We start from the raw sequence: 26098 nt of genomic DNA, 5'->3' as shown, positions 1-26098 counted from the left end.
CGGGCGGCACGCCTGCCGGCACCCGGCGCAGGCACCCCATTAGGAAGGATCAACGATGACCGCAACTATTGCTTTTCTCGGCACCGGCTCCATGAACGGCTCTATCGCCGCAGGTCTGCTCGCTGCAGGCCACGACCCCGCCCACATCCGCGCTACCGTGCGTAGCGAAGAATCTCGCGCCGCCCTCGCCCAGCGCCTCGGCGACAAGGTAGAAATCATCACCACCGGCGGCGAAGCTGACGGCAACCACAAGGCAACCGCCCACGCAGACGTCGTGCTGCTCGGCGTGAAGCCCTACGGCATCGTTGAGCTTGCCCGCGATATCGCACCTGCCCTCGCGCCGAATGCTGTTGTGGTGTCCGTTGCTGCTGGCGTGACCCTCGAAACCCTCGCCGAGTGCCTTCCCGCAGGTCAGCCCATTGTTCGCTGTATGCCGAACACCCCCTCTTCCGTGGGCAAGGGCGTGCTCGCCATCTCCACCACCGACACCGTGAAGGACGAGCAGAAGAAGCTCGTCGAAGAGGTCTTGGGCACCGTCGGTCTGGTTGTTGAGGTCCGCGAAGATCAGATGGACGCGGTCACCGCCGTCTCCGGTTCCGGCCCGGCATACGCGTTCCTGCTTGCGGAGGCGATGGCAGCCGCAGGTGAGAAGCTCGGCCTGGACGCAGACACCGCCCTCAAGCTTGCCAGCGCAACCGTTGCCGGTGCGGGCTTCCTGCTCGACACCAACCCGGATGCACCCGCCCTGCGCCGCGCCGTGACCAGCCCGAACGGCACCACCGAGCGTGCACTGAACACCTTCGTGGACGGTGGCCTCTTCCAGCTGACCGAGGACGCGATGCGCGCCTGTGCGGCACGTTCGGCGGAAATGAGCCAGCTGTACACCGCTGACGAGGACTAACCAGCGGAGACTAATACCGTCCGGTAGTATCCCCCTGACTAGCTGAAACTATAGAAAAACAGCCTCCTCCCGGCAGAACGGGAAGAGGCTGTTTTTCTATGTCTAATCGCGGGCTTCTCAAGGCAGCGAGGAAAAATGCGCTTAGGGCCGCGCCGCAAAACGCTCAATCAGGTCCACCTGACCGGACACGATCAGAATGTCGCGCGAGTGAATGCGGGTGGTTGCATCCGCGTAGGTGAAGTCCTCACCGGGGGACTTAATACCGACCACGGACACGCCGTACTTGGAGCGGATATCCGACTCGGCGAGGGTAAAGCCGTGGGTTTCCTTCGGCGGGCGCATCTTCGCAATCGCGAAGTCGTCATCAAACTCAATGTAGTCCAGCAGTCGACCCGAGACGAGGTGCGCGGCGCGGCGGCCTGCGTCCGCCTCCGGGTAGACCACGTGGTGCGCGCCAATACGCTCCAGAATCTTGCCGTGTGCGGGGGTAATAGCCTTCGCCCAAATACGCTCCACACCAATGTCCACGAGGTTCGCGGTAATCAGCACGGATGCCTCCACGGAGGTGCCCACACCCACCACGGCGGAGCCGAAATCGTCCGCGCCCAACTGGTGCAGGGTGTCGATATCGGTCGCGTCGGCGGAGACCACGTGCGTCAGCACGCCGGACCACTTCTGCACCAGCTCGGGGTCCTTCTCGATGGCGAGAACCTCTTTATTCTGCAGGCGCAGCTGGGCCGCCACCGCGGAGCCGAAGCGTCCCAGACCAATCACGAGGACGGGGGCGTTATGTGCACTAGCCAATGGTGGGCCTTTCTTCGGGGAACTTGTAGAGGCGGCGGCGTGAACGCAGCGCCAGGCCGGTCGCGGCGGTTGTGGTGCCCACACGGCCAATGAGCATCAGGCCGCTGAGCACGTAGATACCCGCCGGCGGCAGGCTGGAGGAGAGACCATTCGAGAGGCCGCAGGTCGCGAAGGCGGAGATGACCTCGAAAATGACTTCCTTGAGGTCCGCGCCGCTAATAATCAGAATCGACGCGGCGCCGACACCTACCACGGTAGCACCCATAACAATCACGGAGATAGCAATACGCAGGGAGGACTCGGGGATGGTGCGGTTGAACGCGACAACCTTCTGATCGCCTCGCGCCTCAGCAAGGATAGACAGGGCAATCACGGCGATGGTCGTGACCTTCACGCCACCCGCGGTCGAGCCGGAGCCACCGCCAATGAACATGAGCATGTCCGTCAGGAGCGTGGAGACGGGGGTAATGCTGCTCATATCGACCAGATTGAAGCCGCCCGAACGCATCATTACAGAAGCAAAAATGGCGTTCAGAACCTTGTCGCCTGCGGAGTAGTCGCCGATGGTGGCGGGGTTGTTCCACTCGAAGAGACCCCAGAAGAACGCGCCAAAAGCAAAGAAAAACAGGGTTGTCACGGTGGTCAGCTTCGCGGTGAGCGACCAGTGGCGGGGGCGGAAAGGATGATGCTGAATCGCAATGAAAACAGGGAAACCGAGCGAGCCCAAGAACACGGCAATGCAGATGGGCACGAGTAGGAAGAGATCATGGCCGTAGGGCACGATGCCGTCTGAGTGCGGGGTGAAGCCTGCATTGTTGAAAGCTGAAATAGCGTAGAAGATGCTGTGCCAGATGGCTTGGAACGGGTCTTCGCCGAGGGTCAGGAAACGAGGAATCAGCACAAGCGCAATGATTGCCTCGATGGAGAACGAAGCATAGGAGACGCTCTTGATGATGCCACCGACCTCGCCAAGACGGCTGATGTTCAGGTCTTCCTGTGCGATGAGCTTGGTGCGCAGACCCATCTTACGGCCGATAGCCAGCGCCAGCAGGGAGGTAATGGTTAGAGTGCCCAAACCACCGACCTGACAAGCCACAAGAATCATTGCCTGACCGAAGGTGGACCACTGCTCGGCGGTGGAGACGGTAGTCAGGCCGGTCACGGTCACCGCGCTGGTAGAGGTAAAAAATGCGTGGTGGAAAGGCGCGGGCTGCCCATCATTGGAGGAGATGGGCAGTAGCAAGGTGAGCGTAAAGAAGATGATGACCAGCAGAAACGCAGTGATTGCGGTGCGCGAAGGCGAGGCAAGAACGGTCACGTCAATAAAGTCACGGAACCGTTCGAGGGTCTGCAGATTGAACCCCATGGGGGCGCGCTTACGCTGAACCTCGGAGGTTTCGCTCACGTGGTCGCGTAGGGCAAGCAGACGATCGAGGTCAATACCGGGCACACTCGTGAGGATGCTAAGGTTTTCGGCCTCGAGACGGTCGCGTCGACTACGGTGAACCTGCTGCTTTTGGGGTTCGGATGTGGTGCCGCTGAGGGTGTCCCAGCGGCGGTTGAGCTGGCCCTGGGGGTGGTGGTGTCGGCGCCGGGTGCGGCGGATGATGCGTCCCATGCGCCTCCTTCAGCTGGTCTGGGTGTTGGTGTGTTGGGTGGCGGATATGTGCCTGTTTTGACGCCTTCTAGTGTATCGCGCCTAATGTGTGCGGAGGGGGTTGTAGTTGTGGTGGCTTGGGGCTAAATATGTGAGCCTTGAGAAGACGCATAGTTGGTTTTGTGGGTGGAGCCACGAAAACTATATATTCTGAATTAGCTATATAAGTATTGAGGGTCTGGGTGGCTCGCATATGCCTAGGATGAGATACAGGAAATCTCCACGAGATGTGATAGGCACTTCATGCTTTTCTCCCCTTCAGTGCTTCATATTGAGGTAGCATTCAGCGGTCTTTCAGAATTTTTGAAGGTAATTTCCGTATCAGCCTCATTCTAAGCTTGAGGCGTCACTTTATATGTCATAATCGCTATATGCATTCTGATGTTTTTTCTGTCATCGCGGATCCGACTCGCCGCCGAATTGTGCGTATTCTCGCTGAGCAAACCCACACGGTGGGTGCAGTGGTTGAAAAGCTGGGCATGAGCCAGCCGACCATTTCGAAGCACCTGAAAGTCCTTCGCGATGCAGATGTGGTCTCCGTGACCGTGGAGGGGCAGCGTCGCCTCTACTCCCTGAACCCGGATGTATTCGCCACTGTGACCGAGTGGATTAACGAGACCGTTCAGATTGCACGCCAGTCCAATGAGGCGCACGCACCCGTGGCACTGCCCGGTGGCGTGACTGCATCTGCCTCCGACAAGACGGCAGCTGAGAAGCCGGTCGAGAAGACCTCCGAAAAGAGTGCTCCGAAGCCCGAGGCGACCGACTCCGAAACTCTCACCGTTGAGGCACCCACCTCCGAGGAAATCGAGCAGGCCCGCATTCAACGCGCCCGCGCACAGCACCTGACCCCCAGCGCGCGCATTTACTCGCGCCCCGCGGAGCAGGTTGCTGATAGTGCCGCTTCCGAACCTGTTGCTGAGAAGGCAGGAGCTGCTGAGCCCATCTCGCAGGAAGAGACAGTGGATAGCACCCCGATGCGCCCCTTCACTCCCGCATCCTACGGTTACGACGCTGGGGTGACCCCCGCGGCGTCGGCATCCCCCGCTCAGCCCGCTACCCCTGCGGCACCTGCTGAGGTGAAGCCCGCTGAGACCACCAAGACCACTGAGGCTAAGCCTGTCGTAGCGCATAAGCCGGTGGTATTCCCTCAGCCTGCGGCTGTAGTGTCTTATGGCACCGACCCCGCTGCGGTTGTGGGTGGTTCGATTCAGCCTATCGCTGTGATCCCCGAGGCTGTTGCGCTTGAAAAGGCCGCCGACGAAAAGGTTGCTGTTGAGAAGCCTGTTGCACCCGCTGAATCCGTCACGGAAGAAGCAACCGGCAAGGATTTTGCAGCTGAGGAATCTGCATCTGAGGATTCTGCAGCTGAAAAGTCTGTGATTGAGAAGAACGTAGTGGATGAAGCCTCGGCAGAAGAGCCGGTGAAGGCTGATTCTGCTGAGGAAGCAGCTTCGCCCGCAGAAGCTACTGAAAAGGATGAGCTCGCTAAGGGCGAGCCTGCCAATGATGAGCTCACCAAAGATGAGCCTGTCGAGGGTGAGCCTGCTAAGGCTGAAACCTCCGCTGAGGAGCCCGAGTACCAGACCATGCCCTCCTACGATTCGGTGTACCGCCCCAGCACTGAGACGAACAGCGCTGAGGCGAAGGATAACCACCGCGGTGGCCTCTTCGGCTTCCTGCGTGGCCGCCGCCGCTAAAACGGGCGGCTAGGGTCTGCCCTGCCGATCACTTCCGGCATTAACTCTCTGTAAAACACACACTCACTCACTTTTTGACCGAAAGACGCATTCACGTGGCTATTCATCGTAAAATTCTGCGCTGGCTCGAGAACGAACTGTTCGAGGGCAATATTCAGCTGGGCCAGGACCTGCCCAGCGATAGCGAAATTGCGCGCGCTATTGGTGTGAGTCGTTCCCGCACCCGCGAGGCTCTACGCACCCTGGAAGATATGGATCTGGTGCAACTGTACAACGGCCGCGGCAAGGAAATGCTGGTACACCTGAGTGATGAGCCTGCCGCTGCCGCGAGTGCCGCTCTGCGCCTGCACATGTCCAGTTCGCGTTACCCGACTCGTGACTTGGTGCAGACCCGTATTCTGCTGGAAAGCTGGGCGATTGCGCGTATTGACCCGAAGACCGTCTCCTTCGCGGAGATGGACGAGGTCCTGGAGCAGATGGAAGATTTCGACCTGTCGATTCGTGACTTCCTGGAGCTTCTGTTGACGTTCCACCACCAGGTGATGCGTTGCGGTGGTAATGAGTTGCTGGTGGGTCTGCTCGCGTCGGTGCGTCAGCCGAGCTTTGAGTCGATGCTGTCGCTGGTGGGTCGTATGCCGCTGTGGAGTAGCGCTGTGGAGCGTCTGCGTGCTGAGAGCCGCGCTATTGCGGAGGCGCTGAAGGCTGGCGACGCTGCGACTGCGCGTGCCATGGTGATTGGTCAGCTGCGCGGCATGTATTCCGATGCCGGTATTGACCTGGAGCAGGAGGCGACCTCGGCGAACGGTCTGCCGGGCGAGCCGATTGCTTCTGAGTTTGCGCCGGTTGATGTGGATGAGTTTGCCGCTGATGACTTTGATGATTTGATGCAGGATGACCCGTCTTTCGCTGATGCGGAGGCTCTGCCCGCCGCAGATGCACCCGTTGCGGCACCCGCTTCTGTGGAGCCTGCGGCTGAGCCTGTTCAGGCTTCTGCTCCGTCTTCTGTCGTGGAGTACACGGTGCCTGAGGGCGATATTGTCTACATTGAGGAGACTGCTGCTGAGACTCCTGTGGAGCGGGTTGATGAGCCTGCTGAGGTTCTTTCTAGCTCTAACGCTTCTGGCTCTGACAAGGTAGAACGTTCCATTCCCGCTGTTGCTCAGCCCGCACCTGCTGCTCCCGCGCAGCCTACCGCTCATTCGGTGAGCGCGGATGTGCCGCTGAGCTTCGGCACCCCGCGCCGTAGCACCTCGGTATCGCAGGTTACCCCGGTTGCTTCTGCGGCACCGGTTGCTTCTGTAGCGGCTAGCTCCCAGACTCTCGCTTCCCAGCCTCTCAGCTCCCAGACCCCCAGCGGTCAGCTGCCGAGCGTCCCTGCCGCGTACGCGCAGGAAGAGGCTGAGGGCCCCGCGAAGGTTCTGCGTGCCTCCACGGCGGCTCCGCGTCGTCGTAGCGGTCAGATTATTTCTCCGGTGCGTGCGACCATCATTAAGCCGGTGGACCGTAGCAAGGTGCTGACTGCGCCTGCCCGTGCCGCGCATCCTGCGGCTGTTGTGACTGCCGCGGCGCCTGCGGAGTCTGAGTCGGCTGAGAATGTTCTGCGTGCCCCTGCACGCCAGGAGGCGCCCGCTGCTGAGCCGGCTGAGCCTACCCGTCTTGAAGCGGCTGCGACCATCCACGATACCTACGAGAAGCTTCCGCATGATGAGCCGGTGCAGGAGCGCGGCGGCATCTTCTCGAAGATGAAGCGTTTCTTCGGCGTGGATGTGTACGAGCCTGAGCATGACGAAGCGCAGGAGAGCGCCGAGAAGGAGCAGGTTCTGAAGGCTGAAACGAAGCCCCAGCCCGAGTCCCAGCCCGCTATTGATCAGGAGGCACTGGCTCGTGCCGAGGCTGAGCGTGCTGAGCGTCTGAAGGCGTTGCACGCGGCGGCTGAGGAAGAGGTATCCGTAGAAGAGCCGGTTGAAGAACCCGCTGAGGCTTCTGATCCTGCGCAGGAATCGGCTGAGGAATCGGTAGAGGCCGCCTCCTCGGCTGAGGAGAGCACTCCTGATGCTGCTGTAGCTTCTTCCGGTTCGGTGCTGTCTCATGGCCGCGCTAAGGGCTCGAAGAAGTCGAAGAAGAAGCGCCGTTAGGGCTACCGAATCCCCGTTTTCGCTCCGAGATATCCTCGATATCCCCGCGGGAAAAGCGGAAATTCAGGGAAAAACTCCTGAAAAGCCGCTCTCGAATGGTGAAAATGGGGGTAAACCTAGTACTCTAGGTAGGTAGCGCTCTAAAACGCAAGGGTATTTCTGTGCCTAAAATGCGTTTTGGATCGGTTATACCGGTATAAATATCCCCGGGTAGCTACCGAGTCGAATGGCTCGGCCGGGTACGAGTAAAGTGAGGAAATCCTATGGGTTCCGTTATCAAGAAGCGCCGCAAGCGTATGTCCAAGAAGAAGCACCGCAAGCTGCTTCGTAAGACCCGCCACCAGCGCCGCAACAAGAAGTAAATAGACTTCTTTCGCCCCGCCCTCCGCATGGAGAGGCGGGGTTTTTGCGTTCCTGCAGTTTTGGCGGGCTGGGTTTTGTACGCCGGGTTTTGTATTTGTAGAGGGTATGTGCGGGTCACCTGTTTGGGGTGCGGCGCGCTATCTGAGAGACTGGGATTATGACTGAAACTTCCACCATTAAAGTTCACCTCATGCGTCACGGCGAGGTGCACAACCCCGAGCGTATTGTGTACGGCCGTCTGCCCGGCTACCGTCTGTCCGATAAGGGCCAGCAGATGGTGCGTCTGAGCGCCGAGGAGTTCGCGGCTCGTGCTGAGCGAGGCGCCCGTTTCGTGCATCTGGTCTGCTCGCCGCTGCAGCGTACCCGTGAGTCTGCCGCCCCGGTTGAGGAGCTGCTGGGTCTGACCGCGCAGCCGGATGAGCGTGTCATTGAGGCGGATAACTACTTTGAGGGTCTGCACGTGAACGCGCAGGAGCTGCTGAGGAACCCGCGTCACTGGACGAAGCTGTACAACCCGGCGCGCCCCTCCTGGGGTGAGTCGTACCTGGATCAGATTCGCCGTATGGCTGCAGCTGTTCAGGATGCGGCGCGTACCGCCTACGAGCGCGGCGGCGAGGGTGCGGAGGCGATTATTGTGTCGCACCAGCTGCCGATTTGGATTACTCGCCTGGGCGTTGAGGGCCGCATGCTGCAGCATGACCCGCGTGCCCGTGAGTGCAACCTGGCGTCGATTACGACTCTGGCGTTTAGCACCACTGATTTTGAGCATGAGATGCCGCATTTTGTGGGGTATGCGGAACCTGCTGCGCCGCTGTACGGTGGCGTGATTCAGCTGCCCGGTAGCTAAAACATCCGGTAGCTAGTTCCTGAAGCTGTTTTTGGGCATAGTAAGAGGCTGTGAGCCCATCCGTTACGGATGCGCTCACAGCCTCTTGCTGTAAACCTTGAGGGGCGCACGAGCTGCAAACCTAGCTGTCCTGACTAGTTCTGCCCGTTACTCTGATTCGGCGTGCCGTCCTCGGGATCCTGCTTGTTGTTCGACTCTGCTTCGCGGCTGCGGCGTTCGCGTTCTGCTTTTGCTTTGAGCCAGCGCAGGTATTCCTCATCGTCGTCGGGGGAAGATACCGAGGGCGCCGGGGTGCTGCGTCGCTGACCGAAGCCGTGGCGAGGAGCGCCTGCTGCGGGCTGTGCTTTGGGGCGGCCCAAGATAAGCCACATGAGCGGGCCCACCACGGGGAAGAGCAGGGTGACGAGAACCCACAGCCACTTGGGCAGGGTTCGCGCCTCGTGTGCGGGGGTGCGGACGGCGTCCAAGAGGGTGTAAAGGGTCAGCCCCACGATGAGGGCGGCGCCGCCAATAATCAGCATGGCTCGAATCATAAGCACTACTATGACATACCGCCGCGTTATTGCGGAACTGTGAACCGGGTGCCCGCCAACGGCGTAACGGCGCGGCAATCCGGTGCAGATTTGTACGTCGGCTTAGTAGCCGGTGAACACCTGAACCTCGTGGCTAATAATATCCAGCGAGCCCAGCCACACGGCGAGGGCAAGAATCACGGAGTACACGAGCGCCACAATACCCGCCTGCTTGAGCACGGGGATCAGGTCGCGGCCGCCGCGCGTCCACACGGTCACGCAGGAGTGGATGGTCGGGCCGACCAGCAGGAAGATCAGCAGGAACCAGGGATTCTCATCGAGCAGGAGCACGCCCAAGCCCAGCGCCAGCGCCATCTCCACAATGTAGGTGATGCGCGACCAGCGTTCGCCCAGGCGCACCGCCATGGTCAACTTGCCCGCCTCAATGTCGGTGGGAATGTCACGCACGTTATTCGCCATGAGCAGCGCACAGGAAATCAGACCAATGCCGATAGCGCCCACCCAGCCGAGCAGGGTCAGGGTGTGCGCCTGCGTGTAGAGGGTGCCCAGGGTCGCGACCAGACCAAAGTAGACGAAGACGAACACATCGCCCAGGCCCATGTAGCCGTAGGGGTGCTTGCCGCCGGTGTAGCCCCACGCCGCGAAGACGCTGGAGGCGCCAATCGCTAGGAACCACCACTGGTTCGCCAGAGCCACCAGGGCAAGACCGGCAAGCATCGCTAGACCGAAGCAGGCGAAGGCGGCGTACTTGACGGAGCGGGGGCTTGCCACACCGGAACCGACGAGGCGTAGCGGACCCACACGGTCTTCGTCGGTGCCTTTGATGCCGTCGGAGTAGTCGTTGGCGTAGTTCACGCCGACCTGCAGGAAGAACGCGACGAGGAACGCCAAGAACGCGTAGAGCGGCTTGAATTCGTTGACCTCGTAGGCGGCAGCTGAGCCGGCAATAATGGGGGCGACGGCGAGCGGCAGGGTGCGCAGGCGAGCGCCTTCAATCCATTGGGCGGCAGTTGCCACGGGGGTTCCTTCCGGGTCTAAGTGCGTATGATGCGTGGGTGTTGTGATGCGAGGGTCAGGGCGTGCGGGCGGCTGTGTGTGCGGGGTGAAAACCCGCGGATGAGCCTGCTTTAGCCCTGACGATAGTCTCTGTCCAGGATACTGTATATTTCTGCGCGGTCCGGCTTGCCGGTACTGGTGAGCGGGAAATCCGGCAGGATGCTCAGCTGCTTGGGTGCGGCGGGGGCGCCGAGCTTTTCGGCGCAGCGGGCACGCAGCAGGGCGCTGAGTTCTTCGTTCAGGGCGGAGCTCATGCCGTTGCCTGCTGCGGAGGGTGCCAGCGCGGAGGGCACGAGCGTGACTGCGGCGGCAATGGCGGTGCCCCAGCGGGCATCGGGTAGCCCGACCACGCAGGCTTCGCGTACGGCGGGGTGCTCTTCGAGGACGGTCGCCACGGCGCGTGCGGAGATTTTCACACCGCCGCTGATAAGCACGTCGTCGCTACGGCCAAGCACCTGCAGGTGCGGCTCGCTACAGTTCTCGTTGCTATCGGGAGCTGCTACAGGGGTCAGCAGTCCGTAGTCGTCGGTGCGGTACCAGCGGGTGCCGTCGGCGGCGGTGAAGAAGTGCTCGGCGGTGCGGGCGGCATCGCCAATGTAGCCGTTGGCGAGGTGCGCGCCGCTAATCCAAATGCGACCCACCTGCACAGGATCTTCATGCGCCGGCTCTTCATGCGCCGGCTTCCCACCGATATTCGGTACAGCAGGCATACCTTCTTCGGGCATGAGCTCCACCCGCACGCCGGGCAGCACGGAGCCGGAGTAGACGCATCCGCCGGCGGTTTCGGCACTACCGTAGGTGGTTACCGTATTCAGCCCCAGCGCGGAGGCGGCGGCGAGCAGGTCGGCGCTGGCGGGAGCGCCTCCAAGCAAGATTCCGGTGAAGGAGCCGAGCGCCTCGTGAATCTCAGCGCCCAGGCGCGGGTCGGTGTCCGCGCTTTCGAGGAGCTTATGCAGCTGGGTGGGCACCAAGGAGATAAACCGGCGTGCCGAGCTCATCTGCTCAACCGCCTGCAGGAATACCTCCGGGGTAAAGTGCACCGGCTCGGTTACGGAGCGGGCAATGACCGGGGAGGTCCCGGCGAGCACGGAGCGGGCGAGCACCTGCGCACCGGCAATATAGTGCGCGGGAAGAGCCATCAACCACTGCGAGGCGGCATTCGCGTTAGCCTCGAAGAAGTTCTCGGTTGCTGCCGCGCTGGCGGCAAGGGCGCGAGCGGTCAGTGCGGTGCGTTTGGGGGTTCCGGTGGATCCGGAGGTGCCCACCACCAGGGCAATAGGCTCCGTTACCCCTATATTCTCAGCCCCCGCCGCATAGTCACCCAGCAGCTGCTCAAAGGCACTCAGCATGGCGTGAGGGTCGGCGGGCTGATCGGCGCGCACCTGTACCGCCTGCGGGTGCAGGGCAGCCTCCTGCGGGGCGGGGGAGGGCGCGAGCCCGGGTACGGGGGTGTTTATCATGGCTAAATCCTTAGCGGCTGTGTGTAACGGCTGCGTGCTGTTATGCGCCTGAGCGTGTCATATGCGGGGTGGAGGAAAGACGCGGCATCAAATGCGCCGGAGCCGGATTCTTAGCTGAGGGTCTCAGGGGTGAATCCGGCTCCGAGCCTGTTCATTTGAAGCTACTAGAAGTAGTAGGGGTAGTTGGACCAGTCCGGGTCACGCTTCTGCAGGAACGCATCGCGGCCCTCCACGGCCTCGTCGGTCATGTAGGCCATGCGGGTGGCCTCACCGGCGAAGACCTGCTGGCCGAGCATGCCGTCGTCGGGCAGGTTGAAGGCGTACTTGAGCATACGGATTGCCTGCGGGGACTGGCGGGCGATGTGCGCCGCGTATTCCAGACCCTTGTTCTCCAGCTCGGCGTGGGGGACGACGTCGTTGACCGCGCCCATTTCGTACATGCGCTGGGCGTCGTATTCTTTGGCGAGGAAGAAGATTTCGCGGGCGAACTTCTGGCCCACCTGGCGGGCGAGCAGCGCCGAACCGTAGCCTGCGTCGAAGGAGCCGACGGTCGCGTCGGTCTGCTTGAACTTGCCGTATTCTTCGGAGGCGATGGTCAGGTCGGCCACCACGTGCAGGGAGTGACCGCCACCGGCTGCCCAGCCGGAGACAAGGGCAATAACGACCTTGGGCATGGTGCGGATGAGGCGCTGCACCTCCAGGATGTGCAGGCGGCCCGCGCGTGCCGGGTCGATGCTTTCTGCGGTCTCGCCGCTGGCGTAGTGGTAGCCGTCGCGGCCGCGGATGCGCTGGTCACCGCCGGAGCAGAAGGCCCAGCCGCCGTCCTTGGGGGAGGGGCCGTTGCCGGTGAGCAGTACGGTGCCCACGTTAGAGGTCATGCGGGCGTGGTCGAGGGCGCGGTAGAGCTCGTCCACGGTGTGCGGGCGGAATGCGTTGCGCACCTCGGGGCGGTCGAAGGCGATGCGCACGGTAGGCAGATCGCGCAGAATCTCGCCGTTTTCGTCGCGCTCAACCTGGCGGTGGTAGGTGATGTCGGTGAAGTCCTCGAAGCCCTCAACGACGCGCCAGTCGGCGGGGTTGAAGATGTCCGAGACCTTTTCGGGAAGTTGTGCAGTCATAGACCCTATTTTACGGTGCCCGCGGTGCGGCTCGTCGAGGCCGGGGAACAAGGCATGCTCGGCATAATATTCCAATAGCAGAATATGATGCGCGGGGAAGGGTCTCTGTCCTTGCGCTCATACCTGTATCTTGGCAGGTTAAGACCCTATAAACAGACCAAGGCCCGGACCGCGTGTGTGCGGCCCGGGCTTCTCAATATGAAATGGATGTTATTTATCCATTGATAATTTTATCGATTAGAAGCGGCATAGCACTAGAAGGGTTCGGCCCTATCTGGTTAAAAGCCATATTTGGGTCTTTTCTTTTAGCTCTAATCGATGCTTCATGATAATTGCCAATAGGAAAATCTTTATGCAAGCCCTTATTGTTTCGGCCTTTCATAAAAGGGAAATTTTTGCATATATCTTTTACCCGTTTATTTATATCAGAACTTGACATGTAACTATTTGGAAAGTCATCAATATGCCATAGTAGCCATACCTCAAATTTAATATTTGTAACCACTATAGAGACACCCTTTTGGGTGGCGCGAATAAGAGCTTTCTCTAAATTTTGGTGTTGATCAACATCGATAACGCAAAAACGTTCAGAATATTCATTTGTGTTGTTTAGGCATCCTTTAAGGATGCTCATCGGGTCGGTCCCACTGGGTTTATCGACAACAAAGTCAACACTGGTATTCTCTGAACTAATTTCTTGTTTGAGGCGGTCAAAATATTCTTGTTCAGTATTTTCTCCTTCAACGCATATAAGTATTCTTTTTTTAATAGTACGAGATTTGCGGGGGTCTCGCCGAAAGCTACTCCTACCATTCCTGCTGCGCATCAATATCCCCCTTTGTGGTGTAGTCAAAGGGAGAAAAGTCAACAAGTGGCTTGAACAGGCTGGCTGCCGTAAAGGGTACCGCTCCGTATACTCCTGATAAGTAGAGACGTTCAATATCCTTATCCTCCTTATGGGGAAAGTCTCCTAAGGAGAATAGGTCGGTGACCCCTTCTCGGTTTTTCTCGGTAAACCATATATTGTTATAGGTCAGCCCAAGTTTTTCTTGCTGGTTTAGAATTGTAGCGTCATGAGTTGTAAAGATTAACTGGGCACCCTGGGTATTAATGGATTTATCTGTAAACAGACGGATAAGAAGATATACCAAGTATGGGTGCAAGCTAGAATCTAGCTCATCCCCACACACAATTCCCCCAGACCGTATAGCCTTGAGTGCAGCAAAAGATACTACCAGCCAGGCCAAGGTGCCATCACTCTCATCCCTCAAATATAGGGGAGATGGATTAGTGTCACTGGAATGGTGGATAAATTCTAGGCGACGTTGGATTAGTTTTTGTAAACTTCGTTTTTCTGTACTACTAGTCTCATCGCCTTGATTTGAATCTTGAGCAGAAGATAAGTTTCGCATGAGGTCAAATAAGATTTTTGGTGGAATGTTAGAGTCGGAGCTATTTGGGTTATTAGGGTCGTATTCACTTTCATGTCGCCACAATTTAACTTTCTGAATTCCGATATCAGCAATTTGCAAGAGTGATTCAATCTCTTCGAAAGATATTGATTTGTTGTCCAGGTCACGCACGATGCTGTTGATGCGAGATTTTTGATCTTTGGCAAGGAAAACGAAATCTATCCCATTTGAAATCTTTTCTGATATGTTCTGGATTACGTCGTTTCGTTTTAGAGTTAGTGCTCGAGAAAGTATGAGCTCACGGCTAGTTACTTCTACCTTCTGAATTCCAGCCGCAAATGAAGTTTTGTATTCCCCGGAATCCATGCTCTCTCGAGTGAATATTTTTTTCCAACGTTTATTGGGGATATAGTCTAGATATTCAAATACAATACCTTGTTCAGACGTGCTAAAACCATATCGATAGCGCACGTCATCGATAAGAAAATCTAACTCATAAACGCTTTCCGAATCTCTGCTCTTCTGGTCCAATTTAAAAGGGGCGTAGGGAAAACTATCGCGATTTTGCCAGGACGTAGATGAGTACCTGACTGCGGCTATGAAGTACCACAGAGCATCAAGGAGATTAGATTTTCCTGATGCGTTGGCACCAAATATACCTGCTACTGTATGTATGGAATCGTCCCAGGTTTTACCTGAGCTAGGAGTGAGCGTCTTAAAGGATGGGTCTAGAAGCTCTAAGGCAGTCTCGTCCCTGAGGCTCTTGTGGTTCTTTACTCTGAAACTAAGGATTTTCATGGTTTGAATATATCATGCCCTTCTTGATATAAGCGAGGAACAGAAAACTGGTACCTTTCCTGTGGAAAAGGAAATAGCCCGGCACTACAGACTGTAGTACCGGGCTGCCGGGGAGGGTGGCGAGCCTACGTCCTCACTTCCGATAAAGGTTCTGAAGGTTTGCCAAGCTGTTCTCGATGTATCCTCTGAACGCGGAGGTTTATTGCATCAAACCTTTACTTGACCTTTGCGAGCTCAACCGCGCGGTCGAACTCTTCGTCAATGGCGTCGTTCTTCTTGTAGGTCATGAGCGAAACCACGATGGCGACAAGCAGCGCCGAAGCGAAGCCGGGAACCATTTCGTAGAGCACGGACTTCAGCGGGCTCTGACCCCACGCGAATGCCACAACGGCACCGGTAATCATGGAGGCGAGTGCACCCTGGGTGGTCAGCTTACGCCAGTAGAGGGAGAGCAGAACGGTCGGGCCGAATGCCGAACCGAAGCCCGCCCACGCGAATGCGACCAGCTGCAGAATGGAGCTGTCGGGGTTCCATGCCAGGGCACCTGCGACCAGTGCCACGATTGCCACGCCTGCACGGCCGAGCCACAGGGACTTGCCGGCGCTGAGCTTCTTCGAGGAGAAGATGCCGTAGAGGTCCTCCACGAGCGCCGAGGAGCACACAATCAGCTGCGAGGAGAGGGTGGACATAATTGCCGCCAAAACCGCTGCCAGAATCAGACCGGCGATGAAGGGGTGGAAGAGGATCTGCGAGAGGTCCAGGAACACGGATTCTGCGGTTTCGGGGTTGGTGAGGGACGCCTCGGGGTGGCGTGCAAAGTATGCGATGCCCATGAACGCACCGCTCAGTGCACCGAACACGGTCAGGACCATCCAGCTGATACCGATGCGGCGGCCGGACTTAGCGTCTGCGGGGGTGCGCATCGCCATGAATCGCACGATAATGTGCGGCTGGCCGAAGTAGCCCAGACCCCATGCGAGGGACGAAACAATACCGGCGAAAGTGGTGCCCGCGAAGATGCTCAGCGCGTCGGGGCGTACCTGGCTGATGGACTCAACCACGGGGCCCACGCCGCCGAGGTCAATGATGGTGATGACCGGAACGGCGATCAGCGCTGCGAGCATGAGCAGACCCTGAACCATGTCGGTGTAGGATGCGCCCATGAAGCCGCCGAAGAGCGTGTAGAACACGGTGATGCCTGCCAGCAGGAGCATACCGGTGTGGTATTCCTGACCGAAGGAGGACTTGAAGAACAGACCGCCGGACACCATACCGGAGGAGACGTAGAAGGTGAAGAACACCAGAATCACGACACCGGAGACGATGCGCAGCACGCGCTTGGTGTCCTTGAGGCGGTTGCTCAGGAAGACGGGGACGGTCACGGCGTCGCCGGCAACTTCGGTGTAGCTACGCAGTCGCGGTGCCACGAACTTCCAGTTGCACCATGCGCCGATGGTCAGACCGACGGCGAGCCACGCCTGGGAGAGACCGCTGAGGTAGACGGCGCCGGGCAGACCCATGAGGAGCCAACCGGACATGTCGGAGGCGCCTGCTGAGAGAGCGGCGACGGTGGGGGAGAGCTGTCGCCCGCCCAGCACATAGTCGTCAAGACTGTTGTTTTTGCTATTTGCCCATAGGCCAATCGCGATCATGGCAACAAAATAAATCGCCAGAGCGATGACCTGGTATGTACTCGCGGCCATAATGTTCCTTCTCTCCTGGTGATAGTGTGCGCCTGTGTGTATTTATGCGCTACCCCATAACTTTATGAGTGGCATAGGATACAGTCTAGGCTCTGAAGGGCTGAAAATAAAGTCTATTTGACGTTAAAGAGTTTGAGTCTGTGGAATAAATATGTATAAGCTGTGTAAATCCTATGGTCGTACACGTGGGGTGCTGTGGGAGCGTGTGCGAAAAAGTGCCCGAAAAACCCTTGAAATTCAGGGTTTCGGGCACTTTAGTGCAAGAGATGCAGTTTAAAAGCAACGCAAACGTTCAGAGCCGTATGCATCTGAAACGAATTAAACGAAAAATTTAAAAGCCGTTCGGAGTGTTGAACTGTTACACGACAAAGTCACAGAGGCTTAGAGATCCCTCACAACCCACGGCTCAGTAGCCATACGAGCCGGGTCAAAACGCTCCAAAATCGCCGCCGCATTGGGCACCGGAACATCCGCCGAATGGGCAGAACCATCAGCGTTGTACACCGGAATAGACGCGGCAATCCACCCCAAAATCGTGGGGATTTCAACGCCCGCTTCACGCAGCTGCGGCAGAGTCACCGCGCCGTCACGCTTCGCCAGACGTTTACCCTCCTCGTTCAGTGCCAGCGGCACATGCGCGTAACGCGGCTGCGCCAAACCCAAAAGCCGCGCCAAATACGACTGGCGGGGCGCAGAAGGCAACAGGTCATCGCCGCGCACAATCTGCTCAACCCCCACAAACGCATCATCCACCACGGAGGTCAGGTTGTAGGCGTAGGTGCCGTCATTACGCACCAGCACAAAATCATCCACCAGACCGGTGTAGGTACCGTAAAAATCATCCTGCACGGTGTAGCTCGTGCACTCGGCGCGCAGACGCAGAGCCGGCGGACGCTGGGTGCGGCGCTCCTCCCGCTGCGCCTCTGTCAGCTCGCGGCAGGTACCCGGGTACGCACCCGGTGCACCGTGCGGGGCGCTCGACGCCTCCTGAATTTCGCGGCGGGTGCAGTAGCACTCGTACACGAGGCCCGCCTCGCGCAGCTGCGCAACCGCCTGCTCATAGGCGGCAAGGCGCGTGCTCTGATACAGAACGCCCGCTTCCTTGCTCTCGGCGCCTTCGCTACCCTCAATGTGTTCTGCTGAGGCGCCGGGGCTCGCATTCCAATCCAGACCCAGCGCCGCCAAATCTGCAATCTGACGTTCCGCCGCGCCCGGGCGCACGCGATCCAGATCCTCCACGCGCAGGTAGAAGGGCTTGCCGCCGCGGCGCGCCATCGCCCACGCCAGAATGGCGGTACGCAAATTACCCAGGTGCAAGTCCCCCGAGGGGGAGGGGGCGTAGCGTCCGGTGCCGCTGGGGAATGGCTGATCTGTAGGAACCGCAGTAGAGGAGGTAGAGGAAGAAGTCATACTCCTATCCTATAGGGCGCGATTTCTGGTTCCTGCTCAGATCCCCACAGGCTCCTAATCGGCGCTGGACTAGCAGGAGGAACGTGCTACCCGGCTAATCAATCTGTGGAGGTTGTCAAGCATCACGTATCAGCTATCCGTAGAGGCGAAATTGTGCAGAATGATGCACTTTCATCCCTTTAGAGGCGTGCAATAGTGCAAAAATATGTTCTCCAGAAGCCCGAATAGCCCCTCAGTCGCCAAAAATTACAGTAGGGTTGTATCTATGGCTCGTACTATTGAACTCGCAGACGGCGTGTACCGTATTGCGACCGACAACTACCGACTGAACACCGGACTGGTCCTCGGACTGGAACGGGCACTTGTCGTGGATACCGGCGCAGGTCCCCGTCAGGCAACCGAAATCTATGATGAGGTTCGCCGTCTCACGCGCCTTCCTATCACCGTCGTAAACACTCACGGTCACTATGAGCGTTTCTTCGGTAACGATGTTTTCGCGGCAATGGGTGCCGAAGAATTCTGGGCGCATCCTCGCGCCGCGCGTGCAATTCGTAAATACGGTGAGGCGCAGCGTCCCTACGTCGAGACGCTCGAACCGGAAATGGCGCACCACCAGGGTGCAGCCACCAACATTATTGTCCCCAACCGCCTGGTCGCCAACAGCGGTGACGGCATTACCTTTACCCCCATTGACCTGGGTGAGCGTAGCGCAACCCTCATGTACATGGGTCCCGGCCACACCGACGGCGACATTCTGGTCGGCATTGAAGATGTGCTCTTCATGGGCGGTCTGATTGAAGAGGGTACCGACCCCTACTTTGAGGATTCTTTCCCCGACCGTTGGATCGATACCCTCGGTGCGGTGCTCGAATTTGATCGCTACCGCGTGTTCGTGCCCGGTAACGGTGAGCCGGTGGACCGCACCTTTGTGGAGCGTGAGCGTAACACCATGGTGACCGCTATTGAGTCGATTCGTTCCTCCACTCTGAACCGTGAGGATGAAGCAACTACCGCGGCAATGTATAAGCTGCCGTATGCGCCGGGTGCGACTCGCTTCCTGCTGGATCGATTGGCTCAGCTTGAGAACGCACCGGTGGCGGCGTACCTCGATGCGGAGCACCCGGATACCAGTGGTTTCACGGGTCCGATTACTCTGGGTCAGGCCTCGTACTAAACCCCGTATGCAATATGCCTCATGGGGCATAAATACAGGTGAGGGCTGGTTTCTGTGATAGAAACCAGCCCTCACTTTTTATATACTCATAACCTTTTTAATGCTGAACGTACTGGGCGCGCATTGCCTCGCAATCAGCCTTCAGGGAGGTGGGAACCTCACCCATTGCCTCGCACAGCTGAACGAAACGGTGGCGCCAATCCAGATGCTGCAGCGCCTGACGGATCTGCTGTTCACCCTGTGCCGGGGTCCAGCGGGAGGCGGCCTCGGTAACCTGTGCAAGGCCCGCACGAGCATCCGCGTGATTAATGTCGATGGTTGCGCCGTCCCAGAGAATCTCGCGTACGGTGGTCGTGTTCGGAACCTTGCCGACCACGGTCACACCCGAAGCCAGCGCATCGGTCCAACGACCGGTGATGTACTCCTTGGTCGGGTGAGTGTAGGGTGCCGGGCTGACCGAGGTGGAGAACGCCAGCAAGAACTTCGCTCGGTTCAGCGAATCCTGCAGATGCTGAGCCGACTCGCGATCGTTCGCGCCGAAGGGCGGGCGGCCCTCAAAGCTCAGACCCAGCTCGGCGGCAAGGGCGGCGGTCGCCTCGTCATCCTCGTAGGCGGCGGGCTGACGACCCACGCGTAGCAGGTCGGTGCTCTTCGACTCCAGCGCAACCAGACGGTCGTTGAACTTGCTCCACACGTCCGCGCCCCAGGGTAGAACGCCGGGGTTCTTCACGCCCGCGGCAGTCCAGGGCTGAACATCGTCAACGTCCGCAACGAAAATACGGTCGTAGGTGGAGGACTTCGCCACGGCGGGAATACGGTCGTCCCAGAAGCTATCAATCACCCAGCCGTAAATCGCGCCGTAGCGGCGGAACGCGAAGGAACGCTGCGAAATGGCGTACAGCTGACCGGGATCAGAAGCAATCACCAGGCAACGCTTGGAGCCGCCCTTAATGCGGGGCAGACGTGCCAGAAGCTTGGTTTCCTTGCTGAGGGACGCGCCCACATCTACGGTGTGGACGGTGCCGCCGGTGTAGCGGGCGAGAAGCTCCGCCATGGCGTGCACGGGAACCCAGCCGGCTCCGGAGGGGACGGCAACAATAATATCGAGTGAGCTCATGAGAATCCTTGGGAACACAGCCCGCCGTATGCGCCCGGCTTACCGGGGCAAAACCCCGGGGCGCAGGCGGTATGCATCAGCGGCAAGACCGTGAATGTTGATCAATGATAGATATGGTGCCTCACCTGAGCAGGCGCGCAGAAAACGCGAAGGTAGCGGCGAGTGAAACCGCTACGACCGGCTAGCTTTTAGCCACGAAGGGCTACGGCACAGGTAGTTTTTAGTATATCGGTGAACCCCGCGTACGGGGCTTAGCCCACAGCCTTTGTGTGCGGCTTTAGGGTGTGTGAATGCGCACCTCAATGCCCGATTCGGTCCCAAAACCGGCAGCCATGCGCGCCAAATCAGTATTCGGGGCGGCAACCACCGTGAAGAAACGGTCCACAGCGGCGGTGAACTGCTCCTGACGAGCCATATCACCGTGTTCAAGGGTCGTGAAAATACCGCCGCCGGCATCGTCAAAGACCTCAACGCGCAGTTCAGGCAGAAGCTCAGTATTCGGCAGGTTCAGCGAGGACACATCGTGCTGGAAGGTCAGGTCACCGCACAGCAGGGTCACCGGCAGGGCGGCGCCACCAATAACCGGGTGGGAGTTCTCATCCACACCGGCAGGGTAGTAGCCAGACAGAGACACACCGATAGCGGTCGCAATCGTGCCGTCAATACCGGCTAGACCGCGATTAGCAAACACGCGTGCGGGGGCGGGCTCGCCCAGGGCGGGGGCTGCCGCATCCAAATCACGCACCAGGTTTGAAGAACCCAGCACCATGAGGCGGCGCTGAGCCACCGCATCCTGCCAGACGCGGCGGGCGTAGGAGCGGCCGGCGGTGCGGTTGCGGTAATCGGTGTAGTCAACCGAGCTCTCAGCGCTGTCTACTGAACTCTCAGCACCGGGGTGTTCGTAGGCGGCAATGGCGCGCAGGCACTCATCCTGTAGCCCGCGGGCGGGCTCAACCCACTGATCCAGCCAGCTCAGCTCGTCCACCAGCTCATCGGTGGCAGTAGCGGAGGCGCACGCAAACTCGGCGAGCTCGCGCGGGGTCGGCAGCTCCACGAAGGAGCGAGCGCCCGGCTCGTACCAGCTGGCGCGGCGCGGGGCGTAGAACGCGCACTGAATATCTTCGCGTTCCAGCAGTGCGGTAATCGGGCGCGAAAGCGTCGGGTGGCCAAAGAGCACCACACGCTCAATCTGCGCGGCGGGGGCGAACGAACCATCAGCGAGCAGCTGCGGGTAGTGAGGAATGGAGGTTGCGCCGTGGCGCGCCTCGGAGGAAGGCTCCGCAAACAGCGGCAGATTCAGCACGCGCGCAAACTCCGCCGCAAACTCGCCGGCACCGTCAGCGGCAACCACTACGGTGCGGTGCGCCGGAGTGAACTCCGCCAGGTCCGCCTGCGCCTCCAAAGATTCCAGAAGCCAACGCTGCTCGGCGCTGGAGAGTCCTGAACCTTCAGCGCGGGCGGCGCGGGCGCGACCCTCAGCCTGCGGGTCGTAATCCTCCAGCAGGCTCTGCGCCCACTGCGGCAGCATCTGCGCAAAACGGCCAGAGGGGGTCAGCGGCGTATCGAAACAAATGTTCAGGTGCACCGGGCCAATCGGCTCCGCCGACTGCTTGCGCCAATGCTCGGCGCTACGACCGGTCAGCGCATTCAGACAGGCGGCAAAAGCCTGAGTCTGCTCGCCCTCCACCTGCTCGGGGTAGGAGGTCAGATCGGCTTCAGCACGCACAAAAGGATGGAAGAAACTCGCCTGGCGGGTCGTCTGATTCACGCCGCTACCGCGCAGACGCTCCGGGCGGTCCGCGCTCAGCACCGCCAGGGGCACACCGGCGTGGTACGCCTCCATGACGGCGGGCACGTACTCGCCCAGTGCCGTACCGGAGGTGCACACCAGACCCACGGGCTGACCGGACGCCTTGGCAATACCCAGGGCGGTAAAGGCTGCACTTCGCTCGTCCACGCGCACGTGCGCAATGAGGGCGCCGGCTTCAGCGGCGGCGGCAATAGCGTACGCAAGAGGTGCGCTGCGGGATCCCGGAGACACGACAACATGCCGCATACCGGCACGAATCAGCGAATCGAGCACGGATACTGCGGTGAGCATGGCGGGGGTTGAGCGGTTTTCAGTCACCGTACCATTCTAATGCCGTAAGGTTTTTCATTCAGTTATGGTTACCCTTCACGGGCGCAACCTTGATAACTGCAGTCTTCACAGTCCGCAGGCGCGTTCCAGCACCCGGTAGCAGGCGGTGACGCGCTCCACCCACCACTGGCGGGTCTGCTCATCGGTGGCAAGACGCTCCAGGCGCTGCGGGCTGGGGGTGATGGTGCGCAGGTCCATGAACCCGTCGCGGGCGATGAGCGGCTCATCGGTGACATCCTCAGCCATGAGGGAGACCGTGCCCAGACCGCACCCGTACCTCAAGGTCGGTAGGGAGGCCGCCAGAGAGGCACCGGTGGCAATGCCCACCGAAGACTCCAGCGCAGAAGACACTACCGCCGGAAGCTGCGCCTGCTCCACCAGCGCGAGCGCACGGCGTACACCGCCCAGCGGCGCCGCCTTAATAACCATCAGGTCCGCGGCGTTTGCGCGAGCCACCTTCAGTGGGTCTTCCGCTTTGCGGATTGACTCGTCTGCGGCAATGCGGGCGGGCAGCCCCTCCTTAGCAATGGCAAAGCGGAGCGCAGCCATATCCTCAATGGATGCCACGGGCTGTTCGGCGTAGATAATGCCGTACTCGCAGAGCTTGCGCAGCGCATCAAGGGCACCGGCGAGGGTGTAGCCCATGTTCGCGTCCACCTTCAGGCGTGCATTCGGGAGTACATCTCGTGCAGCCGCCACGCGGGCAATATCATCGGCAAGGCTCTGGCCCTTCTCAGCCACCTTGATTTTGAGTTCCTGAATCTCACCCTCGTACTTGGCGAGCACCTCCGGCACACGCTCCGCCGGTACCGCGGGCAGGGTCGCGTTCAGCGGGATGCGCGTACGCACCGGCTCCGGGGCAGGCAACCATGCCGCCTCTAGCGCGCAGGCAAGCCACGCGGCAGACTCCTGCGCACCGTACTCGAGGAAGGGCGCGAACTCGCCCCAGCCATACGGGCCACGAATCAGCGCGCTCTGGCGGCTATTGACCCCGCGGAAGGTGACCGTCATCGGAATTTCGACCGTAAACAGGTTCTCCAGAACCTCCTGCAGGGGCGGTAGGGGAGTGTTCGTGAGGTGAAAACCGTAGCCGAGAGGCGGCACGCTCATACTGGTGTTCAAGGTATCTGCCCTTCTTTGATGCGATATGAGCTCACCATAACATTCTGGGGGCGGGTGGGTGCGCTCGCACCCTGTTACGCATTCTCTGGAAACTCTCAGGTTGTGGTCGAAAAAACTTTAGTTTTTCATAGCTTAACCTGGGATAGTAGGTAGTTATTCGCCCGAGAACTCGGACGGTGCCTCGCATAAAACGGCAGCTTGGGGGCTACCGTTTTGAGGGGCTGGCATCGGCGGGCTCGGGTATGGCTAACAGACATGAGGGCAAGAAGGTACGAAGGGGTATGAAGAAGAAAACACCGGCAAATACATCGGGTTCGGGAAACTCCGGTTGGGAGAGCTCCGAAAACCTCGATGCTACCAGTGTGCTTCACCCCGCTGATGTGCATGCGGCCGCTGCTGACAATGCGCCCACTACGGTGTTTTCCTCTGATGAGACTGCGGTGCTCTCTGATTATCAGGACCCGACTCAGGCGCTTTCTGATTATCAGGACCCGACTGCGGTGCTCTCTGATTATCAGGATGCTACCCAGGTGCTCGCCTCCCACGAAACGGCTACCCATGCCGCTGCGCACAGTGATGACCGTACGAAAGTTTTGACGGATTACGGTTCCTCGCCGGCTCACGAAGCTGCGCCTGCAGGTTCCATGAATACCGGTTCCGCGAACGCTGAATCTGCGAATACCGAAGTTATTTCTTCGCACCCCGACACCTCAGAGGTTATTGGCGCGACTCGTCCTTTGCCGCGCGCCTACCGTGCCCCTATTAAGATTCCTGAGACGATTCCCTCGCCGCAGGAACGCGCCTCTCAGGGGAACTACAGCGCGGATGAGCCCATGCAGGCTACGCGCCGTTTGGACCCGCCGAAGCCTCCGGTGAGCGGTTTCCCGCTGAACAATCAGATGGGTGCTTCCCCAATGGGTGCGCCTCAGATAGGTGCTCAACAGCCTCTTCCCACGCGTGCGATGCCTCCGCAGGCACCTGTGCAGCCGGTGGCTTATCCTCCCGAGGCGTATCCTGCCGCCGCCTACCCGAACGGTGCGTATGTTCAGACCGGTCAGGTTCCCGTGGATGCTTCGGGCCGCCCGGTGAATCGTCCCGGCGAAGAGCAGGGGCATCATCTTCCGAGTACCGGTATTTTGATGCGTCACGTGATGGCGTTGCTGTTCTTGGGTCTGTCTCTCTACGGTGCGTTTGTGTTCTTCATTTACACGGCGACCGGCCAGCAGGTTGATGAGCAGGCGTACACCGAGTATGCGCATCAGTTCAAGAGTTACCGCGGTCCGACCCTGACTGCGCTGGATTCTTTGCCCACGATTGTTGGTGTGATTGCGGTGCTGGGTCTGATTGCGGTGCTGATTTGGAAGCACCGGTTCCTGCCCTCGCTGATTGGAGTGCTAGTTGGGGCTGCGGCGGTGACGAGTACGTATCTGCTTAAGCACTATCTGATCGTGAAGCCCGACCTGGGTGTTCAGGAGGCGCTGAGCAACTCGGCCCCCAGCGGCCATACGACCTTTGCGGCGGCGGCTGGCGCGGCGCTCTTCCTGGCGGCGCCTCGTTTTTTGCGGCCCACGGTGGCTCTCTGCGCGGCGTTGGCGACCTGCCTGACGGGTGCCTCCACGATTATTAACGGTTGGCACCGCCCGGCGGATGTGGTGACCGCTATTCTGGTCACCGCCATCTGGACGGTTGTGGGTATGGGCGTGTTGCGTTATGTACGTCCGGCAGATTTTGCGGTGCCGGCGCGTGGTGGTTTGGTGCTGGTGCCGTTGATGACGATTGCGACGCTGTTCCTGTCGTTCTGCGCGGTGATCCTGTATCTGATTGCGATTTTTGCGCCGATTCCCGGTGGTGCGTTTACCGCGGCGACCTGCATGATTATTGCGGTGAGCTTTGGTACGACGGCGTTGATGGTGAACCTGTTGCGTCCGCGTAATAGTAATCGCTCCGCCTATTCGAAGGTGTGGAGTTATCAGTAGACGTTGTTCCCCTCCCTGCTCGGGGTGTTTCAGCTCGGTGTGAGTTGAGGTATTGTCCGGGTGCGGGGAGGGGAATACAATATAAGTAATTTAGTATTTTAAATACCAATAATAGGGAGGGGGTTGCGCACCCCCTTTCACTCACCCCTGAAGAGAAAGGTGCGTACCATGGCAGGTACCCACGAAGGCCGCGTCCTCGTATTCCCCCAGCTCACCGAAGCGCTGACCCCCTTTGAAGATAAGCCCCAGGCCCGCAAGATCGTTGATGCCGACGGCGGCAACCTGACCCTCATGGAACTGGCTGCAGGCCAGTCCTGGCACGAGCACCACAGCGTCCACCCCGTCTTCGTGCAGGTGCTCAAGGGCGAGGTGATTTTCCACGTGAAGGACCGCGATATTACCCTGGTGCCCGGCAAGCCGATTCACGTGACCGCCAAGCTGCTGCACTCCCTGCGTGCCGTGAAGGACTCTACCCTGCTGGTGACCATGCTGACCGGCGAATCGCACCCCGAACCCAAGGTCAATATTGACGTCGAAGAGGTCTAAACCCCGACCCCAAAATCCCTAACCCCAAAACATTAGCTCGCCGCCGCATCTGCACCGGATGCGGCGGCGAGCTTTTTCTCTGTCCTCTTGCCCTCACATATGCCGGCGGAGATTACCCTCACGCTA

The 26098-nt window shown here is 59.4% G+C and carries 21 protein-coding genes; 8 read left to right on the top strand and 13 right to left on the bottom strand.

The window, feature by feature from the left end:
• Positions 1-55: 55 nt before the first annotated feature.
• Entirely contained in the window at positions 56-901 is an 846-nt protein-coding gene (gene proC, locus HMPREF2682_RS05000) for a pyrroline-5-carboxylate reductase (protein ID WP_049327496.1), read from the top strand.
• A gap of 141 nt (positions 902-1042) precedes the next feature.
• Here the strand turns inward: proC and HMPREF2682_RS04995 are convergent, their stop codons facing one another.
• Positions 1043-1705 (bottom strand): potassium channel family protein, encoded by a 663-nt coding sequence (locus HMPREF2682_RS04995; RefSeq protein ID WP_005504725.1) that lies wholly within the window; start codon positions 1703-1705, stop codon positions 1043-1045.
• Complete coding sequence (locus tag HMPREF2682_RS04990) at positions 1698-3323, bottom strand: TrkH family potassium uptake protein (RefSeq protein WP_070831920.1); 1626 nt, start codon at positions 3321-3323, stop codon at positions 1698-1700. The genes HMPREF2682_RS04995 and HMPREF2682_RS04990 overlap by 8 nt, the downstream gene beginning before the upstream one ends.
• A gap of 410 nt (positions 3324-3733) precedes the next feature.
• Between HMPREF2682_RS04990 and HMPREF2682_RS04985 the strand changes: the two genes are divergently transcribed.
• The 4 genes from HMPREF2682_RS04985 to HMPREF2682_RS04975 all read left to right on the top strand — a co-directional run bounded on the left by HMPREF2682_RS04985 (position 3734) and on the right by HMPREF2682_RS04975 (position 8407).
• A complete protein-coding gene (locus HMPREF2682_RS04985) occupies positions 3734-5062 on the top strand; it encodes an ArsR/SmtB family transcription factor (protein ID WP_070831916.1) in 1329 nt (442 codons plus the stop codon).
• 95 nt (positions 5063-5157) lie between these two features.
• On the top strand, positions 5158-7197 hold the full coding sequence (locus tag HMPREF2682_RS04980; protein WP_070831913.1) for a FadR/GntR family transcriptional regulator: 2040 nt from the start codon (positions 5158-5160) through the stop codon (positions 7195-7197).
• 263 nt (positions 7198-7460) lie between these two features.
• Positions 7461-7559: a 30S ribosomal protein bS22 gene (locus tag HMPREF2682_RS09270; protein WP_005504750.1), complete on the top strand. Its 99-nt coding sequence runs from the start codon at positions 7461-7463 to the stop codon at positions 7557-7559.
• Between the two features lie 158 nt (positions 7560-7717).
• Positions 7718-8407 carry a histidine phosphatase family protein gene (locus HMPREF2682_RS04975; RefSeq protein ID WP_070831911.1) on the top strand — a complete coding sequence of 230 codons (690 nt, stop codon included), beginning with the start codon at positions 7718-7720 and terminating at the stop codon, positions 8405-8407.
• 134 nt (positions 8408-8541) lie between these two features.
• On the opposite strand, the gene HMPREF2682_RS04970 is transcribed toward HMPREF2682_RS04975, so the two are convergent.
• The 8 genes from HMPREF2682_RS04970 to gluQRS form a co-directional block, all read right to left on the bottom strand.
• Entirely contained in the window at positions 8542-8940 is a 399-nt protein-coding gene (locus HMPREF2682_RS04970; RefSeq protein WP_070688623.1) for a PLD nuclease N-terminal domain-containing protein, read from the bottom strand.
• A 102-nt stretch (positions 8941-9042) separates the two neighbouring features.
• Positions 9043-9957, bottom strand: a complete 915-nt coding sequence (locus HMPREF2682_RS04965; RefSeq protein ID WP_005508295.1) for a 1,4-dihydroxy-2-naphthoate polyprenyltransferase — start codon at positions 9955-9957, stop codon at positions 9043-9045.
• Between the two features lie 110 nt (positions 9958-10067).
• Positions 10068-11456 (bottom strand): AMP-binding protein, encoded by a 1389-nt coding sequence (locus HMPREF2682_RS04960; protein ID WP_070831908.1) that lies wholly within the window; start codon positions 11454-11456, stop codon positions 10068-10070.
• Positions 11457-11620: 164 nt separating this feature from the next.
• Complete coding sequence (locus HMPREF2682_RS04955; protein ID WP_070680066.1) at positions 11621-12574, bottom strand: 1,4-dihydroxy-2-naphthoyl-CoA synthase; 954 nt, start codon at positions 12572-12574, stop codon at positions 11621-11623.
• 214 nt (positions 12575-12788) lie between these two features.
• The gene (locus tag HMPREF2682_RS09265) at positions 12789-13400 is read right to left on the bottom strand and encodes an RloB family protein (protein ID WP_083321761.1); all 612 of its coding nucleotides are present in this window, start codon (positions 13398-13400) and stop codon (positions 12789-12791) included.
• Entirely contained in the window at positions 13381-14784 is a 1404-nt protein-coding gene (locus HMPREF2682_RS04950; RefSeq protein WP_070831906.1) for an AAA family ATPase, read from the bottom strand. The genes HMPREF2682_RS09265 and HMPREF2682_RS04950 overlap by 20 nt, the downstream gene beginning before the upstream one ends.
• Before the next feature lie 215 nt (positions 14785-14999).
• The gene (gene putP, locus HMPREF2682_RS04945; protein ID WP_070831903.1) at positions 15000-16487 is read right to left on the bottom strand and encodes a sodium/proline symporter PutP; all 1488 of its coding nucleotides are present in this window, start codon (positions 16485-16487) and stop codon (positions 15000-15002) included.
• Between the two features lie 381 nt (positions 16488-16868).
• Entirely contained in the window at positions 16869-17897 is a 1029-nt protein-coding gene (gluQRS, locus tag HMPREF2682_RS04940) for a tRNA glutamyl-Q(34) synthetase GluQRS (protein ID WP_070831900.1), read from the bottom strand.
• A gap of 265 nt (positions 17898-18162) precedes the next feature.
• Here gluQRS and HMPREF2682_RS04935 point away from each other — a divergent pair, with 265 nt between their 5' ends.
• Positions 18163-19071, top strand: a complete 909-nt coding sequence (locus HMPREF2682_RS04935; protein ID WP_070831898.1) for an MBL fold metallo-hydrolase — start codon at positions 18163-18165, stop codon at positions 19069-19071.
• Positions 19072-19168: 97 nt separating this feature from the next.
• Here the strand turns inward: HMPREF2682_RS04935 and HMPREF2682_RS04930 are convergent, their stop codons facing one another.
• The 3 genes from HMPREF2682_RS04930 to HMPREF2682_RS04920 all read right to left on the bottom strand — a co-directional run bounded on the left by HMPREF2682_RS04930 (position 19169) and on the right by HMPREF2682_RS04920 (position 23438).
• The gene (locus tag HMPREF2682_RS04930) at positions 19169-20188 is read right to left on the bottom strand and encodes a glycosyltransferase (protein WP_070831894.1); all 1020 of its coding nucleotides are present in this window, start codon (positions 20186-20188) and stop codon (positions 19169-19171) included.
• A 277-nt stretch (positions 20189-20465) separates the two neighbouring features.
• Positions 20466-22316 carry a 2-succinyl-5-enolpyruvyl-6-hydroxy-3-cyclohexene-1-carboxylic-acid synthase gene (menD, locus tag HMPREF2682_RS04925; protein ID WP_070831891.1) on the bottom strand — a complete coding sequence of 617 codons (1851 nt, stop codon included), beginning with the start codon at positions 22314-22316 and terminating at the stop codon, positions 20466-20468.
• A 78-nt stretch (positions 22317-22394) separates the two neighbouring features.
• Positions 22395-23438, bottom strand: a complete 1044-nt coding sequence (locus HMPREF2682_RS04920; protein ID WP_070831888.1) for an o-succinylbenzoate synthase — start codon at positions 23436-23438, stop codon at positions 22395-22397.
• A 293-nt stretch (positions 23439-23731) separates the two neighbouring features.
• On the opposite strand from HMPREF2682_RS04920, the gene HMPREF2682_RS04915 reads away from it, so the two are divergent.
• A complete protein-coding gene (locus HMPREF2682_RS04915) occupies positions 23732-25426 on the top strand; it encodes a phosphatase PAP2 family protein (RefSeq protein ID WP_070831885.1) in 1695 nt (564 codons plus the stop codon).
• 168 nt (positions 25427-25594) lie between these two features.
• Positions 25595-25972, top strand: a complete 378-nt coding sequence (locus HMPREF2682_RS04910; RefSeq protein WP_005504776.1) for a cupin domain-containing protein — start codon at positions 25595-25597, stop codon at positions 25970-25972.
• Positions 25973-26098 lie beyond the last annotated feature (126 nt).

Source organism: Rothia sp. HMSC061D12 (genome assembly GCF_001836735.1).
In the GTDB taxonomy this organism is placed as follows: Bacteria; Actinomycetota; Actinomycetes; order Actinomycetales; family Micrococcaceae; genus Rothia.
This window is presented reverse-complemented; position numbering and strand designations above follow the sequence as displayed.

Bases quoted from the DNA above. Each gene is read 5' to 3' on its own strand.
- proC (WP_049327496.1), top strand. From the start codon at position 56: ATGACCGCAACTATTGCTTTTCTCGGCACCGGCTCCATGAACGGCTCT.
- HMPREF2682_RS04990 (WP_070831920.1), bottom strand. From the start codon at position 3,323: ATGGGACGCATCATCCGCCGCACCCGGCGCCGACACCACCACCCCCAG.
- HMPREF2682_RS04985 (WP_070831916.1), top strand. From the start codon at position 3,734: ATGCATTCTGATGTTTTTTCTGTCATCGCGGATCCGACTCGCCGCCGA.
- HMPREF2682_RS09270 (WP_005504750.1), top strand. From the start codon at position 7,461: ATGGGTTCCGTTATCAAGAAGCGCCGCAAGCGTATGTCCAAGAAGAAG.
- HMPREF2682_RS04975 (WP_070831911.1), top strand. From the start codon at position 7,718: ATGACTGAAACTTCCACCATTAAAGTTCACCTCATGCGTCACGGCGAG.
- HMPREF2682_RS04970 (WP_070688623.1), bottom strand. From the start codon at position 8,940: ATGATTCGAGCCATGCTGATTATTGGCGGCGCCGCCCTCATCGTGGGG.
- HMPREF2682_RS04960 (WP_070831908.1), bottom strand. From the start codon at position 11,456: ATGATAAACACCCCCGTACCCGGGCTCGCGCCCTCCCCCGCCCCGCAG.
- HMPREF2682_RS04955 (WP_070680066.1), bottom strand. From the start codon at position 12,574: ATGACTGCACAACTTCCCGAAAAGGTCTCGGACATCTTCAACCCCGCC.
- HMPREF2682_RS09265 (WP_083321761.1), bottom strand. From the start codon at position 13,400: ATGCGCAGCAGGAATGGTAGGAGTAGCTTTCGGCGAGACCCCCGCAAA.
- HMPREF2682_RS04950 (WP_070831906.1), bottom strand. From the start codon at position 14,784: ATGAAAATCCTTAGTTTCAGAGTAAAGAACCACAAGAGCCTCAGGGAC.
- putP (WP_070831903.1), bottom strand. From the start codon at position 16,487: ATGGCCGCGAGTACATACCAGGTCATCGCTCTGGCGATTTATTTTGTT.
- gluQRS (WP_070831900.1), bottom strand. From the start codon at position 17,897: ATGACTTCTTCCTCTACCTCCTCTACTGCGGTTCCTACAGATCAGCCA.
- HMPREF2682_RS04935 (WP_070831898.1), top strand. From the start codon at position 18,163: ATGGCTCGTACTATTGAACTCGCAGACGGCGTGTACCGTATTGCGACC.
- HMPREF2682_RS04930 (WP_070831894.1), bottom strand. From the start codon at position 20,188: ATGAGCTCACTCGATATTATTGTTGCCGTCCCCTCCGGAGCCGGCTGG.
- HMPREF2682_RS04920 (WP_070831888.1), bottom strand. From the start codon at position 23,438: ATGAGCGTGCCGCCTCTCGGCTACGGTTTTCACCTCACGAACACTCCC.
- HMPREF2682_RS04915 (WP_070831885.1), top strand. From the start codon at position 23,732: ATGAAGAAGAAAACACCGGCAAATACATCGGGTTCGGGAAACTCCGGT.
- HMPREF2682_RS04910 (WP_005504776.1), top strand. From the start codon at position 25,595: ATGGCAGGTACCCACGAAGGCCGCGTCCTCGTATTCCCCCAGCTCACC.